The organism is Actinomadura sp. NPDC000929, assembly GCF_040492065.1.
GTDB classification, from domain to species: domain Bacteria; phylum Actinomycetota; class Actinomycetes; order Streptosporangiales; family Streptosporangiaceae; genus Spirillospora; species Spirillospora verrucosospora.
Map to the genome: position 1 here is coordinate 1 of NZ_JBEUPA010000185.1, position 14352 is coordinate 14352.

General features: G+C 73.3%; 17 protein-coding genes and 1 tRNA gene. 14 read left to right on the top strand and 4 right to left on the bottom strand.

Going from position 1 to position 14352, the window contains the following annotated elements; all coding sequences use genetic code 11:
* The first annotated feature begins 37 nt into the window (after nt 1–37).
* The 11 genes from ABWI04_RS37725 to ABWI04_RS37775 all read left to right on the top strand — a co-directional run bounded on the left by ABWI04_RS37725 (nt 38) and on the right by ABWI04_RS37775 (nt 9605).
* Nucleotides 38–112: transfer RNA gene (locus tag ABWI04_RS37725), tRNA-Lys, on the top strand.
* Complete coding sequence (locus tag ABWI04_RS37730; RefSeq protein ID WP_353835368.1) at nt 104–586, top strand: hypothetical protein; 483 nt, start codon at nt 104–106, stop codon at nt 584–586. Before ABWI04_RS37725 ends, ABWI04_RS37730 begins: the two co-directional genes overlap by 9 nt.
* Nucleotides 583–1029, top strand: a complete 447-nt coding sequence (locus ABWI04_RS37735) for a roadblock/LC7 domain-containing protein (protein ID WP_345186305.1) — start codon at nt 583–585, stop codon at nt 1027–1029. The genes ABWI04_RS37730 and ABWI04_RS37735 overlap by 4 nt, the downstream gene beginning before the upstream one ends.
* 1 nt (nt 1030) lies before the next feature.
* The gene (locus tag ABWI04_RS37740) at nt 1031–1426 is read left to right on the top strand and encodes a DUF742 domain-containing protein (protein ID WP_179833175.1); all 396 of its coding nucleotides are present in this window, start codon (nt 1031–1033) and stop codon (nt 1424–1426) included.
* Nucleotides 1407–2012, top strand: coding sequence for a GTP-binding protein (locus ABWI04_RS37745; protein WP_345186309.1), 606 nt, complete (start codon nt 1407–1409; stop codon nt 2010–2012). The genes ABWI04_RS37740 and ABWI04_RS37745 overlap by 20 nt, the downstream gene beginning before the upstream one ends.
* A gap of 385 nt (nt 2013–2397) precedes the next feature.
* Nucleotides 2398–3585: an ROK family transcriptional regulator gene (locus tag ABWI04_RS37750; RefSeq protein WP_345186312.1), complete on the top strand. Its 1188-nt coding sequence runs from the start codon at nt 2398–2400 to the stop codon at nt 3583–3585.
* Between the two features lie 28 nt (nt 3586–3613).
* On the top strand, nt 3614–5137 hold the full coding sequence (locus ABWI04_RS37755) for a sugar ABC transporter ATP-binding protein (RefSeq protein WP_345186315.1): 1524 nt from the start codon (nt 3614–3616) through the stop codon (nt 5135–5137).
* The gene (locus tag ABWI04_RS37760) at nt 5134–6204 is read left to right on the top strand and encodes an ABC transporter permease (RefSeq protein WP_353835369.1); all 1071 of its coding nucleotides are present in this window, start codon (nt 5134–5136) and stop codon (nt 6202–6204) included. The genes ABWI04_RS37755 and ABWI04_RS37760 overlap by 4 nt, the downstream gene beginning before the upstream one ends.
* A gap of 92 nt (nt 6205–6296) precedes the next feature.
* Entirely contained in the window at nt 6297–7361 is a 1065-nt protein-coding gene (locus tag ABWI04_RS37765; RefSeq protein ID WP_353835370.1) for an ABC transporter substrate-binding protein, read from the top strand.
* Between the two features lie 100 nt (nt 7362–7461).
* A complete protein-coding gene (locus tag ABWI04_RS37770; RefSeq protein WP_353835371.1) occupies nt 7462–8601 on the top strand; it encodes a Gfo/Idh/MocA family protein in 1140 nt (379 codons plus the stop codon).
* Nucleotides 8601–9605 carry a sugar phosphate isomerase/epimerase family protein gene (locus ABWI04_RS37775; protein ID WP_353835376.1) on the top strand — a complete coding sequence of 335 codons (1005 nt, stop codon included), beginning with the start codon at nt 8601–8603 and terminating at the stop codon, nt 9603–9605. Before ABWI04_RS37770 ends, ABWI04_RS37775 begins: the two co-directional genes overlap by 1 nt.
* A 24-nt stretch (nt 9606–9629) precedes the next feature.
* Here the strand turns inward: ABWI04_RS37775 and ABWI04_RS37780 are convergent, their stop codons facing one another.
* On the bottom strand, nt 9630–10481 hold the full coding sequence (locus ABWI04_RS37780; protein WP_345186327.1) for an LLM class F420-dependent oxidoreductase: 852 nt from the start codon (nt 10479–10481) through the stop codon (nt 9630–9632).
* 65 nt (nt 10482–10546) lie between these two features.
* On the opposite strand from ABWI04_RS37780, the gene ABWI04_RS37785 reads away from it, so the two are divergent.
* Complete coding sequence (locus tag ABWI04_RS37785) at nt 10547–11032, top strand: MarR family winged helix-turn-helix transcriptional regulator (protein ID WP_345186329.1); 486 nt, start codon at nt 10547–10549, stop codon at nt 11030–11032.
* Between the two features lie 12 nt (nt 11033–11044).
* Here the strand turns inward: ABWI04_RS37785 and ABWI04_RS37790 are convergent, their stop codons facing one another.
* From ABWI04_RS37790 to ABWI04_RS37800, 3 genes are read right to left on the bottom strand one after another with little or no spacing between them, the layout of a single operon-like run.
* On the bottom strand, nt 11045–11743 hold the full coding sequence (locus tag ABWI04_RS37790) for a cupin domain-containing protein (protein ID WP_353835372.1): 699 nt from the start codon (nt 11741–11743) through the stop codon (nt 11045–11047).
* Between the two features lie 9 nt (nt 11744–11752).
* Nucleotides 11753–12670, bottom strand: coding sequence for an NADP-dependent oxidoreductase (locus ABWI04_RS37795; RefSeq protein ID WP_502913214.1), 918 nt, complete (start codon nt 12668–12670; stop codon nt 11753–11755).
* 35 nt (nt 12671–12705) lie between these two features.
* Nucleotides 12706–13290 carry a Uma2 family endonuclease gene (locus tag ABWI04_RS37800; protein WP_353835374.1) on the bottom strand — a complete coding sequence of 195 codons (585 nt, stop codon included), beginning with the start codon at nt 13288–13290 and terminating at the stop codon, nt 12706–12708.
* Nucleotides 13291–13495: 205 nt separating this feature from the next.
* On the opposite strand from ABWI04_RS37800, the gene ABWI04_RS37805 reads away from it, so the two are divergent.
* Entirely contained in the window at nt 13496–14059 is a 564-nt protein-coding gene (locus tag ABWI04_RS37805; RefSeq protein WP_345186338.1) for a DUF1707 SHOCT-like domain-containing protein, read from the top strand.
* A gap of 113 nt (nt 14060–14172) precedes the next feature.
* Nucleotides 14173–14352, top strand: a 180-nt coding sequence (locus ABWI04_RS37810; RefSeq protein ID WP_353835375.1) for a hypothetical protein, incomplete at its 3' end; no start/stop codon positions are given.

Consider the following 14352-nt stretch of genomic DNA (forward strand, 5'->3'; position numbering starts at 1 on the left):
CGAGGGACCCCGGCCCACCGCCGAGGCCCGTACGACAGGCGCCGTTAGCTCAATTGGCAGAGCAGCGGACTCTTAATCCGCGGGTTCGGGGTACGCGGCGCCCGTGGCGCCCGTGCCGGCCGCGACGCCTCCCGCCGAGGCGGAGGCGCCGCCCGCGCCCGCCCGGCCCGAAGAGCGGCCGGAGCCCGTCCCGCCCCCGCGGGAGGGAGAGCTGCCCAGGCGCAGGCGGCAGCAGCACCTGGCGCCCCAGCTCAAGGAACGGGTGGACGCGCACCTGGCCGCGCAGGGGCAGGCCCCGCCGACCGCTCCGGAACCGGCCGCGCCCCCGGCGCCGCCCGCCCCGGAGCCGGCCGGGACGCCGCTCGCGGCGCCCGTCCCCATGGACGCTCCCGCGGACGGGGCCGGCCGCGACCCGGCCGGGACCGTTCCCGCGGGCGAGGACCCGGACGACGGCGCCGGCCGCTCGCCCGAGTCGATGCGAACGATGCTGTCCAGCATGCAGCGCGGCTGGCAGCGCGGCAGGCAGGACGCGGCCGACGCGGAGGCCGCGGGACACGTAGGCGACCAGGAGGACGACGCCCCATGACACAGCCCCAGCACTCCGGCGCGGAGGTCCCGGGCGGAGCCGGAGGCGAGCTCAACTGGCTCCTGGACAGCCTCGTCCAGCGGGTCGCCCCGGTGCAGAACGCCGTCGTGCTGTCCAGCGACGGGCTGCGGATCGCCGCGTCCAGCGGGCTGGCGCCTGAGGAGTCCGACCACCTGTCGGCCGTGGCCGCCAGCTTCCAGAGCCTCGCCCGCGGGGCCGGGGAGTCCTTCGGCGGCGGGCCCGTCCGGCAGACGATCGTGGAGATGGAGTCGTCGTTCCTCTTCGTCACCGCCGCCGGTCGGGGCGCCTGCCTGGCCGTCCTCGCCGACGCCGAGGCCGACCTCGGGATCATCGCCTACGAGATGGCGATGCTCGTCACCCGGGTCGGCCAGCACCTGTCGGCCAACCCGCGCGTCGTCGCGGCCGAGTCCGGCGGAGCGTGAGGTGGGCGGCACGGCGTGGTACGACGACGCGGCGGGCCCCGTCGTGCGCCCGTACGCGCTCACCCGAGGCCGGACGCACTACGACGGCGTCGAGTTCGACCTGGTCGCGCTGATCGTCGCGGCCGACCCGCCCGAACCCGCGGAGGACGCCCACGCACTTCCGGCGACCCCATGGGCGCCGGAGCCCGAACATGACATGATCCTGGAGCTTTGCCGCACCCCGTTGTCGGTCGCCGAGATAGCGTCGGATCTGGAACTTCCCCTCGGGGTCGTCCGTGTCCTGCTCGGCGATCTGCTCGACCACTCGCTGATACAGGTCCGGCGCCCCGCGCCGGTGGCGCAGTTCCCCAGCGAGCGCGTACTCAAGGAAGTGATCGATGGAATCCGTGCGCTCTGACGCGGCCGCCCAGCAGGGCGACTCGGCGCTGACGGTAAAGATCCTCGTCGCCGGCGGTTTCGGCGTCGGCAAGACCACCCTGGTCAGCGCGGTCAGTGAGATCCGCCCGCTGCGCACCGAGGAGGCGCTGACCGAGAAGAGCATCGGGATCGACGACACCACGGCCGTCGCGTCCAAGACCACCACCACCGTGGCGATGGACTTCGGGCGCATCACCCTGCCCAACGGCCTGGTGCTGTTCGTGTTCGGCACCCCCGGCCAGGACCGGTTCTGGTTCATGTGGGACGAACTGGCCAAGGGCGCGCTCGGGGCGGTCGTCCTCGTCGACACCCGCCGCCTCGCCGACTGCTTCGCCTCGGTCGACTACTTCGAACGCCGCGGCGTCCCGTTCATCATCGGCGTCAACCGCTTCGACGGCGCCGGCCAGCACTCGGCCGACCAGGTCCGCGACGCCCTCGACCTGGCCCCGGAGATCCCCGTGATCTCCTGCGACGTCCGCGACCGCGAGGACGCCAAGCGCGTCCTCATCAGCCTCGTCGAACACATCATGCGAACCATGAGCACAGGACGACAGATGGCGTATTGATTGCTTTTTTCTCCTCCTTCGGGCCTGGCGGCCCTCCATCGTCGAGAAAAGCGGGCGATCGCCGGCATCGCTTCGACTCGCCTGGCGGCTCGCTGCGCGATCAGGTTCTCGCAAGCTCGAACCTGCCTTCGGACGCGATCGCGGCGGTGAGGTCGTCGCGTGGTTGCGGTCGGGGCTGAGGTAGGCGGTTAGGCGGGTTACGGCCCCGCTCGGCGTGGTTGTGCGCTGGGCGGGGTCGTTCTGTGTCGGCGGCTTTGTCTTCTGAGTGTGGAAAGTTTGGAGATTCTGAGGGAAAGGTCTTCTCAGGGCGGCGAAAGCGGGTTACGGTCTCGGGCATGAGACCGGCGTCACACCGCGCCGGGCCCGATCCCGAGAGGACGGCGTGATGCGCATGTCGGCTCGCCCGCAGAACGTGCACCAGGCACGCCTGCTGCGGCTGCTGCGTGACGAGGGGCCGCGCTCGCGCGCCGAGCTGGGCGACGTCGTCCGGCTGTCGCGGTCCAAGCTGGCGGTGGAGCTGGACCGGCTCGTCGAGCTCGGTCTCGTGGAGGGCGCCGGGCTGGCGGCCTCGCGGGGCGGGCGGCGGTCGGGGATCGTCCGGCTGTCGCCGCGGCTGCGGTTCGTCGCCTTCGACATCGGGGCGACCTCGATCGACGTGGCGGTGACCGACGGCGCGCTGGAGGTCCTCGGGCACGTCAGCGAGCGGTGCGACGTCCGGCAGGGCGCGACCGTGGTGCTGGAGCGGGCGCTGGACCTTCTCGGCAAGCTGCGCGACGAGGGCCTGATCCCGCAGGTGCACGGGACGGGCATCGGGGTGCCGGGGCCGGTCAGCTTCCGCGACGGCATGCCGGTCGTCCCGCCGATCATGCCCGGCTGGGACCGGTTCCCGGTGCGGGACGCGATCGGCCAGGAGCTCGGCTGCCCGGTCCTCGTCGACAACGACGTGAACCTGATGGCCCTCGGCGAGCTGCACGCCGGGCTCGCCCGGTCGGTGGACGACTTCCTGCTCGTGAAGATCGGCACCGGGATCGGCTGCGGCATCGTGGTGGACGGCGCCATCTACCGGGGCGTGTCCGGCAGCGCGGGGGACATCGGCCACATCCGGGTCGACGACGACGGCCCGACCTGCGCCTGCGGCAACGCCGGATGCCTGGAGGCGTTCTTCGGCGGCGCGGCGCTCGCGCGGGACGCCGAGGCGGCGGCGCGGTCCGGCCGCTCGCCCGCCCTCGCGGCCCTGTTGGAGACCCACGGGCAGCTGACGGGCGAGCACGTCGGCGAGGCGGCCGCCGCCGGCGACCCGTGCGCGGTGCAGATCATCCGGGAGGGCGGCCGGCACGTCGGCCAGGTCCTCGCCGGGCTCGTCAGCTTCTTCAACCCCGGCCTCGTCATCATCGCGGGCGGCGTCGCGGGCCTCGGCCACGCGCTGCTCGCGGAGATCCGCAGCGTCGTGTACCGGCGGTCCGCGCCGCTCGCGACCGGCAACCTTCCGATCGTGCTGTCCGAGCTCGCCGGCGCCGCCGGCGTGGTCGGCGGCGCCCGGCTCATCAGCGACCACGTCTTCTCCGCGTCCTGACCCCCTCTCCGGCCCCCGAGGAGGCCCGATGGGCTCGCCCGAACCCGAACCGCTGCTGCGGATGCGCGGCATCGTCAAGCAGTTCCCCGGCGTCCGCGCCCTGGACGGCGTCGACCTCGACGTCCGCCCCGGCGAGGTGCACTGCCTGCTGGGCCAGAACGGCGCCGGCAAGTCCACGCTCATCAAGGTGCTCGCCGGCGCGCACCAGCCCGACCAAGGCGAGATCGTGTTCGGCGGAGCGCCGGTCCGGCTCGCCGGACCCACCGCCGCCATGCGCGCCGGGATCGCCACGATCTACCAGGAACTCGACCTGGTGGACGGCCTGTCGGTCGCCGAGAACATCTTCCTCGGGCACGAGAGGGCCCGCTTCGGGTTCACCCGCCGCGGCGAGGCCGAGCGGGCGGCGCGGGAGCTGCTCGGGCGCCTCGGGCACGGGGAGATCCCGCCGCGCCGCGAGGTCGGGCGGCTGCCGGCGGCGGGCAAGCAGGTCGTCAGCATGGCCCGCGCCCTATCGCACGACGCCCGCCTCATCGTGATGGACGAGCCGTCCGCCGCGCTCGCCCACGACGAGGTCGCCAACCTCTTCCGCATCATCCGGGAGCTGACCGCGGCCGGTGTCGCGGTGGTGTACATCTCGCACCGGCTGGAGGAGATCCGCGAGATCGGCGACCGGGTGACCGTCCTCAAGGACGGCCGGTCGGTCGCGGGCGGGCTGCCCGCGCGGGGCACCTCCACCGACGAGATCGTCTCGCTCATGACCGGGCGCGACGTGGAGTACGTGTTCCCCCCGCGGCCCGAGCCCGAGGACGGCCGCCCCGAGGTGCTGCGGGTCGAGGGCCTCACGCTGCCCGGCGCGTTCGAGGACGTGTCGCTCACCGTCCGCGCGGGCGAGATCGTCGGGCTCGCGGGGCTGGTCGGGTCCGGGCGCTCGGAGATCCTGGAGACCGTCTACGGGGCCCGGCGCCCCGCCCGGGGACGGGTGCTCGTGGACGGCCGCCCGGTCCGTCCCGGCGACACGGGCGCGGCGGTGCGGCGCGGCATGGGCATGGCGCCCGAGGAGCGCAAGAGCCAGGCGCTGCTGCTGAACGAGACCGTCGCCGCCAACGTCAGCGTCGCCTCGCTGCCGCGCTACGCCTCGTTCGGCTGGCTCAGCCGCCGCCGCGAGCTCGCCGACGTGCGGCGCCAGATCGAGTCGCTCGACATCCGGCCGCCCGACCCGCGGCGCCCGGTCGTGACGCTGTCGGGCGGCAACCAGCAGAAGGTCGTGCTGGCCCGGTGGCTGCTCGGCACGGCCGGGCTGCGGCTGCTGATCCTCGACGAGCCCACCCGTGGCGTGGACGTCGGCGCCCGCGCCGAGCTGTACGCGGTGATCCGCGAGCTGGCCGGACGCGGGATCGGGGTGCTGCTGGTGTCCAGCGAGGTACCCGAGGTGCTCGGGCTCGCCGACCGCGTCCTCGTCGTCCGGGAGGGGCGCGTCGTGCACACCGGCGACGCCCGCGACCTCGACGAGGGCGCCGTGCTCAACATGATCATGGAGGGGAGTGCCCTGTGACCGGCACCTTTCACTCCGGAGGGTCGGCCCCCCGGACCGAGAAGAACACCGGCGAGCACGGCGGGGCGCCCGCCCGGCCGACCGGCGGGAGCGGGGGGCCGCGGCTGCCGTTCGCGCGGGGCGGCGCCGGGAGCCGCGAGATCCACCACCTCGGGCTCGTCGCCGCTCTGGTCCTGCTGTCGGTCGTCGGCCTGGTGACCGAGCCCGGCAACTTCGCGACCTCGGGCAACGTCGTCGGCATCCTCGCGCTCGCCGCCACCATCGGCGTGATCACCGTCGGCCAGACGTTCGTCATCATCGGCGGCGGGATCGACCTGTCCGTCGGGTCGGTGATGGCGCTGGCGTCGGTGTGGGCGACGACGGTGGCGACGCAGTCCTACGGCCCCGCGGTGATGGCGCTGTGCGCGGTCCTCGTCGGCACCGGCGCGGGAGTCGTCACCGGGCTGCTGATCTCCTACGGGAGGCTGGTCCCGTTCATCGCCACCCTCGCGATGCTCGTCGCGGCGCGGGGGCTGGCGCAGCGGATGTCGGACCGCAGGACCCAGCTCGTCCGGCCGGAGAACGACGCGATCGAGGCGCTGTCCACCACGAAGGTGCTCGGGCTGCCGCTCGTCGTGTACATCTTCGCCGCGGTCGCGGCCGCCGGATGGCTGCTGCTCAACCGCACCACGTTCGGCCGCCGGACGTTCGCGGTCGGCGGCAACCCCGAGGCGGCGCGGCTGGCCGGCATCGACGTCCGCCGGCACACCCTGCTGCTGTACGCGCTGTCCGGGTTCTGCTGCGGCGTCGCCGCGCTCATCATCATGGCCCGCACCACCACCGGCTCCAGCACCCACGGCGACCTGTACGAGCTGGACGCGATCGCCGCCGTCATCATCGGCGGGACGCTGCTCACCGGCGGGCGCGGCACCGTCGCCGGGTCGATCCTCGGCGTGCTGGTGTTCACCCTCATCACCAACCTGTTCATCCTGAACGGCCTGCAGACCAGCGACCAGCTGATCGCCAAGGGCGCGATCATCGTGATCGCCGTGCTGCTGCAGCGCCGCGGGCTCCGCTCGCCCACCTGAGGACACCGCCCGACACCCACCCCACGTCCGGCGCCGCGCGTCCCGGGGAACGCGCGGCGGGGGACGCCCCATCCCTTGATCAGGAGCACGTCATGCGTGATCAGAGCCCCCGTCCCACCCGCAGAGGCGTCCTGTTCGGCGGCGCCGTCGTCGCGGCGGGCAGCCTCGCCGCGGCCTGCACGAGCAACAGCGAGAAGGACGACCCGAGCCCGGCGGCACAGGCCGGGTCGCTCGCCGGCGACAACGACAAGCCGGGCAAGCAGGTCACCATCGGGTTCTCCGCGCCCGCCGCGGACCACGGCTGGATCGCGGCGATCGCCAAGAACGCCGAGGCGCAGGCCAAGAAGTACAAGGACGTGACGTTCAAGCCGGTCGAGCCGACCAACGACATCAACCAGCAGATCTCCGCCGTCGAGTCGCTGATCCGCGCGAAGGTCGACGTGCTGGTGATCCTGCCCAACGACGGGGAGCAGCTGAACCAGGTCGCCCGCAAGGCGATGGACGCCGGCATCCCGGTCGTCAACCTCGACCGCGTCTTCCCCGACAAGCTGTCATACCGGACGTGGGTCGGCGGCGACAACTACGGCATGGGCGTCTCCGCCGGCCACTACATCGGCAACAAGCTGAAGGGCAAGGGCGCCTCGAACCCGGTGATCCTGGAGATCCAGGGGATCGCGACGCTGCCGCTGACGCAGGACCGCAGCAAGGGCTTCGCGGACGCGCTGAAGTCCTACGGCTACACCGTCACCGCCAAGCAGGACGCCAAGTTCACCGTGGAGTCCGGCAACCAGGTCGCCTCCAACCTGCTCCAGGCGCACAAGAAGATCGACGCGTTGTGGAACCACGACGACGACCAGGGCGTCGGCGTGCTCGCCGCGATCAAGCAGTCCGGCCGCAAGGAGTTCTTCATGGTGGGCGGCGCGGGCTCGGCCAACGCCATGCGCGATATCAAGTCCGGCGGCGGCGTGCTGGAGGCCACCGTCACCTACCCGCCGACCATGGCCGCGTCCGCGATCAAGCTGGGCCGGCTCATCGCGCAGGGCAAGGGCATGGCCGACCTGGTCGAGCTCCAGGTGCCCCAGTCGATCACCCTGGCCTCCGAGACGGTCGCCAAGGACAACGTCGACACCTACATGCCGCTCGGCTTCGAGTCCTGAGCGGCGGGGGCGCCGGCGCGCCCGCCCCCGGAGGGCGGGCGCGCCGGCTCGGGGGACCGCGGCCCGCCCCCGGAACACGACACAGAGAGGTGAGCAGAACATGACGACCGTCGGAGTCGGGATGGTCGGGCACGCGTTCATGGGACGCGCCCACTCCCAGGCGTGGCGCAGCGTGGGGCCGTTCTTCGAGCCGCCGCTGAGACCCGTCATGACCGCCCTGGCGGGACGCTCCGCCGAGCGCGCCCGCGCCGCCGCCGACGCGCTCGGCTGGGCGTCGGTGGAGACCGACTGGAAGGAGCTGCTCCGCCGCGACGACGTCCAGCTCGTCGACATCTGCACGCCGGGCGACAGCCACGCCGAGATCGCCGTCGCCGCGCTCGACGCGGGCAAGCACGTGCTGTGCGAGAAGCCGCTCGCCAACTCCGTCGCGGAGGCCGAGGCGATGGCCGCCGCCGCGGAGCGGGGGCGCGAGCGCGGCGTCCGGTCGATGGTCGGGTTCAACTACCGGCGCGTCCCCGCCGTCACCCTGGCCCGCAGGCTGGTGGACCAGGGGCGCATCGGCGCCGTCCGGCACATCCGGGCCCAGTACCTGCAGGACTGGCTGGCCGATCCGGAGGCGCCGTTCACCTGGCGGATGGACCGCGACCGGGCCGGGACGGGCGCGCTCGGCGACATCGGCGCGCACATCATCGACACCGCGCAGTTCATCACCGGGCACAACCTCGTCGGGGTCTCGGCGCTGATGGACACGTTCGTCCCGGAACGCCCCGTCCCCGGCGGCGGGACGGCGCGGGTCACCGTGGACGACGCGGCCCTGTTCGTCGGGCGCACCGACGGCGGTGCGCTCGCCTCGTTCGAGGCCACCCGGTTCGCCACCGGCCGCAAGAACGCCCTGCGGATCGAGGTCAGCGGCTCCTCCGGCGCCCTGGCGTTCGACCTGGAGTCGCTGAACGAGCTGTGGTTCCACGACCGCGAGGAAGACGGCGCGACCGCCGGCTTCCGCCGGATCGTCGTCACCGAGCCCGTCCACCCGTACGCGGACCGGTGGTGGCCGCCCGGCCACCTCCTCGGCTACGAGCACACGTTCACCCACCAGGCCGCCGACCTGCTCACCGCGATCGCGGACGGCACCGACCCGCGCCCGTCGTTCGCCGACGGACTGCAGGTGCAGCGCGTCCTCGCCGCGGTCGCCGGCAGCGCCGAGGCCCGATGCTGGATCGACGTCGAAGGGAGCGAATGATGACACGACCGGTCACGCTGTTCACCGGCCAGTGGGCGGACCTGCCGTTCGAGGAGGTCTGCCGGCTGGCGGCCGGCTGGGGCTACGAGGGCCTGGAGATCGCCTGCTGGGGGGACCACTTCGAGGTCGACAAGGCCCTCGCCGACGACGGCTACGTCCCGCGCAAGCTGGAGACGCTCGCCGAGCACGGCCTCAGGGTGTGGGCGATCTCCAACCACCTCGTCGGGCAGGCCGTCTGCGACAACCCCGACGAGCGGCACCAGGCGATCCTGCCCGAACGGATCTGGGGCGACGGCGAGCCCGAGGGCGTCCGGCGCCGCGCCGCCGCCGAGATCATGGACACGGCCCGGGCCGCCGCGCGGCTCGGCGTGGACACGGTGGTCGGGTTCACCGGCTCCTCGATCTGGCACACGGTCGCGATGTTCCCGCCCACCCCCGAGTCGATGGTGGAGCGCGGTTACGCCGACTTCGCCGAGCGGTGGAACCCGATCCTGGACGTGTTCGACGAGGTCGGCGTCCGCTTCGCTCACGAGGTGCACCCGAGCGAGATCGCCTACGACTACTGGACGACCGTCCGGACGCTGGAGGCGATCGGGCACCGCCCCGCCTTCGGGCTGAACTTCGACCCGTCCCACTTCGTGTGGCAGGAGCTCGACCCGGTCGGGTTCCTGCTCGACTTCCGCGACCGGATCTACCACGTCGACTGCAAGGACACGAAGGTCCGCACGGGTGACGGCCGCCGCGGCCGCCTGTCGTCCCACCTGCCGTGGGCGGACCTGCGGCGCGGCTGGGACTTCATCTCCACCGGCCGCGGCGACGTCCCGTGGGAGGACGTCTTCCGCGCCCTCAACGCGATCGGCTACACCGGCCCGATCTCCGTCGAGTGGGAGGATGCCGGAATGGACCGCCTCCAAGGGGCCCCCGAGGCCCTGGAGTTCGTCCGCGCCCTCAACGCCATGGAACTCCCCACCACTTCTTTCGACTCGGCGTTTTCCAGCGATTGAGCCCGCGGTGTGCCTCCTGGTGGCTCAGGGGGCGGGGCGGGCGCCCAGGGCGTGGGGGGCGTGGTCGGTCACGAAGCGTTCCAGTTCGGACGGCGAAACGCCCATGGGCGGGACGACGATGAGCCGGTCCACGCCCAGCTCGCCGTAGTCCCGGACGTACCCGGCGTCCGGGGGGCGGGGCGGGCTGATCGAGACGTGGAGGGGATCGCGGCCCTCCTCTGCGGTCAGGGTTCGCAGGCGGGCGATCGTCTCCGCGGCGGCGCGGCGTCCGAGCATCCACCCGTACCAGCCGTCGGCGTGCCGGGCGGCCCGGCGCAGCGCGGCGGGGCTGTGGCCGCCCGTCACGACGGGGATCGGCCGCTGAACGGGCCGGGGGTGGGCGTCCACGCCCGCGAAGTCGACGTGGCGGCCGTGGAAGGACGGTTCGTCGTCGTACCAGAGGGACCGCATCGCCGCGAGGTACTCGTCGGCGCGGGCCCCGCGCCCCTCGGGCGGGACGCCGACCGCGCGCATCTCCGGCTCCAGGTATCCGGCGGCGGTGCCGAAGACGAGCCTGCCCCGGCTGAGCACGTCGACGCTGGCGAGCTGCTTGGCCAGGACCAGGGGGTTGCGCTGCGGCAGGACGACCACGCCGGTGCCCAGCGCGATCCGCTCGGTGCGGCCGGCGAGGTGGGCGAGGGCGACCAGCGGGTCCAGGAACGGCGCGTCCGGCTCGGCGGGGGACGGCGCGACGCGCGGGCGCGGCAGCACGACGTGGTCGCCGGCCCAGACGGAGTCGTATCTGAGGTCCTCCGCCAGGGCGGCGATCCGGGCGGCGACGTGCGGGTCGGCGCAGGCGTGCAGGTTGACGGCGAAGAGCCCGAGAGTTGGTGCCATCCGTAGATAATCGAGCTTTTCTATGATCGAGTCAACTGATGATCGAACGGATATATCCTGCTGCCATGGCGGAGGGTGCGATGCGCGATGGGCTGCCGGAGGGGCTCGCGTCCCTGGCGGGCTTCCAGCTGTCCAAGTGCGGGTGGTGGCTGGAGCAGCGGCTGGAGGAGGAACTGGAACCGCTCGGCATCCGTGTGCGGCACTTTCTCGTGCTGGCGATGCTCAGCACGTCCGAGACGCTGTCGCAGCAGGAGATGGCCGACTACCTGCTGCTCGACCCCACGCTGATGGTCGGGCTCGTGGACGACCTGGAGGCGCGCGGCCTCTGCGAGCGTGCCCGCGACCCGCACGACCGGCGGCGGTACCGCGTCCGCGTCACCGAGGACGGCCGCGCTCTGCACCGCCGGGCGCGCGCCCTGGCCGACGCGGTCGGCGAGGACGTCTTCGGGCCGCTGTCGGACGGCGAGTTGAGCACCGTGGTCCGGGCGATCGGCCGGGTCATGGAGCCGTTCTGGGCGGAACAGGCGGTGCGCCCGCGCCGCAAGCGGTGAGAGGCCCGGCGGTCAGGGAAGAGCGCGGAAGTCGGCGAAGTCGAAGCCGGGGGAGACGACGCAGCTGACCAGGACCTCCTCGCCCCCGGCCGGGCGGGCGGCCTGCCAGGCGCCGGGCGGGACGAGGGCCTGCGGCACCTGACCGCCCGCGACGTCCGCGCCCAGCGTGACCTGCTCGGGCGCCGGGGACGGACGGTCGCCGTCCCCGCCGAGCAGCAGGGTCAGGGGGCCGCCGGAGTGCCACAGCCACAGCTCCGCCGACCGGACGGCGTGCCAGATCGACTCCTCGCCGGGCGGCAGCAGGAAGTAGATGGCGGTGGCGGCGGCCCGCTCGCCCGGGTAGCCGTCCGGGGTGAACGCCGCGTCCGACCGCCACGTCTCGCGGTACCAGCCGCCCTCGGGGTGCGGCAGCAGGTCCAGCGCCTCGGCGGTCGCCGGACGGTCCAGGGCCGCGACGTGCCGGCCGTCGGGGCCGCGCCGCAGGTGGCGGACGCGGGACGCGGTCGTGCGGTCGACGACGCCGCGCGCCGGGACGGCGCCGGGAGCGGGGTCGAGGGTGACGGCGACGAGCGGGCCGCCGGTGAACTCCCGGTCGGCGACGGCCAGCAGGCCGGGCTCGTCGTCGGGCGCCCACACGGCCTCCGCCTCTCCGAGGACGAAACGGGGACCGGGCTGGGCCCGCCAGGCGTCGAGCGTCGTCAGCAGCAGCACGCTCCGAGCCTAGACCGTCAGCACGATCTTTCCGGTGACCCGGCCGGTCTCGCCGCGCTCGTGGGCCTTCGCCGCCTCCTCCAGCGGGAACACCGAGTCGATCTCGGCGCGGAGTTCCCCGGCCCCGGCGAGCGCGGCGATCCGCTCCAGCGCGTGGTGGTCGGGCTCGACGAGCAGGCTCTCCGCGCGGACGCCGGTGGCGTCCATGGCGTCGAGCCTGCTGAGCACGAGCGACACCAGCGTCCCGCCCGGCCGGAGCACCCGCAGAGAGCGCGGCCCGTAGTCGCCGCCGATGGTGTCGAGGACGACGTCCACGTCCTCGACGACGTCCGCGAAGTCGACGCCGCGGTAGTCGATCGGCTCGTCCACGCCGATCCCGCGCAGGAAGGCGTGCTTGCCCTCGCTCGCCGTCCCGATCACGTGGGCGCCGCGCGCCTTGGCGATCTGCACGGCCAGATGCCCGACCCCGCCCGCCGCCGCATGGATCAGCACCCGCCGGTCCTCCCGCACGTCGGCGGTGTCGACCAGCGCCTGCCACGCCGTCAGCGCGGCCAGCGGCAGGGCCCCGGCCTGCACGTGGTCGATGGCGGACGGCTTGGCGACGAACGTCCGGGACGGCGCCGCGACGTACTCGGCGTGGGAGCCGGCCCCGAACGGGTAGCGGAGCATCCCGAAGACCTCGTCGCCCGGCTTGTGCAGCGTCACGCCCACGCCGACCTTCTCCACCACGCCGGAGACGTCCCAGCCGAGGGTGAACGGGGGCCTGCCGAGGAAGCCGCCGTGGGCCCGGTGCTTCCAGTCGGTCGGGTTCACTCCGGCCGCCCGCACCCGGACGAGCACCTCCGTGGGCCCCGGCTCCGGCCGCTCGACCTCGACCACCCTGAGCACCTCGGGCCCGCCGAGGACGTCCTGCCGGATCGCGCGCATCTTCTCAGTCATGGGACGTAGAACCGCGCCGCCCGCTAGTCCATTTCTGAGAGGCGGGCCGGGTCGAAGACGATCGGGTAGGGGCGGTCCAGGGCGAGGGTCTCGCCGGAGCGTGCCTTGCCGGCCAGTTCGTAGCGGCCGTCGCGGAGTTCCAGCAGGGTGAGGGCGGGACGCGGCTCCAGGTCGACGAGCCAGTAGTGCGGGATGCCGGTCGCGGCGTACTCGTCCACCTTGCGGACGCGGTCGATCTGCTCGTTGACCGTGCGCGGCGTGACGACCTCGGCGACCAGGAGGAGGTCGGGGCCGTAGTAGGTGCGGGTCTGGCGTTCGAGCGCCGCGCGGGCCACGTCGCGGGCGACGACGAAGACGTCCGGCTTGCGGACGCCCGCCGGGGTGGTGACGTCCTGCGGCGCTCCGGCGACGTGCACGTCGGCGTCCGCCTGCCGGGCCGCCTCCTTCAGGACGGTCTTGAGCTGCTCGGCGGCGTGGTCGTGCCACAGGTCGCCGGGCAGTTCGTTGAGCCAGCCGTCGGCGAGCTCGTAGCGGCGGCCCTCCTCGGGGAGCGCGTCCAGGTCGTACAGCGTGTACGGACCGTGCGCACGGCCGACCGTGCCGCCCATGGACCGACCCCCTGACCTCGATGAACGGGCTGATCCGAATCTAGTGGACGGCCGTCCGGAAAGAGCGCAGCCATGATCGCGCGTCGGGATGCGGACGAATGTCTCGATAGCCGAGCGACGGCGAGTTAAGATACATCGCGTCTTGACCCTCCAGTCGCTGGAGGAGCCAGGCTGTCGAGGCGGAAACGCCCGAAGGAGAGATGCGATGAGCGTCGAGCAAGACCGCGCCGTGCCCGCCGTGCGCGCCTCGGACCGCGACCGCGACGAGATGCTCGTCCGGCTCCACACCGCCTTCGCCGAGGGGCGGCTGAGCGAAGCCGAGCTGGACGAGCGCATCGACCTGGCCCTGGCCGCGCGCACCTACGACGACCTGGGCGCGCTGGTCGCCGACCTGCCGTCCGGGCGGGCCGCCCGGGAGGAGACCGGGAGGGCGCCCGCCGGACGGTTCCAGGTCGCCTACAAGGGGTCGGTGGCGAAGGCCGGGCGCTGGCGCCTGCCCGAACGGTTCACGACCGTCGTCTACAAGGGGACGGGCCTGCTCGACCTCCGCGAGGCCGACCTGGACGGGGAGGTCACGACGCTGTGGGTGCTCGCCTACAAGTCCACGGTGCAGATCGTCGCTCCGCCTGGGGTCCGCGTGGAGGCGGACGGCGTGGGCGTGTCCGCCGAGGTCCGCGGCGCCCCTCCGTCCGGGGCTCCGGTCCTGCGCGTCAAGGGCTACGCCTACAAGGGAGCGATCGACGTGAAAGATCGGATATCTCGGGCGTGAGGTGATAGAACGCTCCCGCGGCCCCCATCGGCCGCCGTTCACGTGGATGTCAGTACAAGGCCGCCCGTGGCGCGATGTGATGGTGACTCGACAGGGACCGTGAAGGAGCGCGTGTGACGGCGAGGACCCCGGAGCAGCACGAGGCCCGGCGGACGGCCGAGGAGGGCCCGGCGGACTCCCGCCACGTGCGCCGGCGCCTCACCTTCGGCGTCGCGGGCGACCTCGCCGACATGCCGGCCGCGCGGTCGCCCTGGCAGCGCGCCTACGAGGCGTGGCGGTCCGCCGGGCTGGAC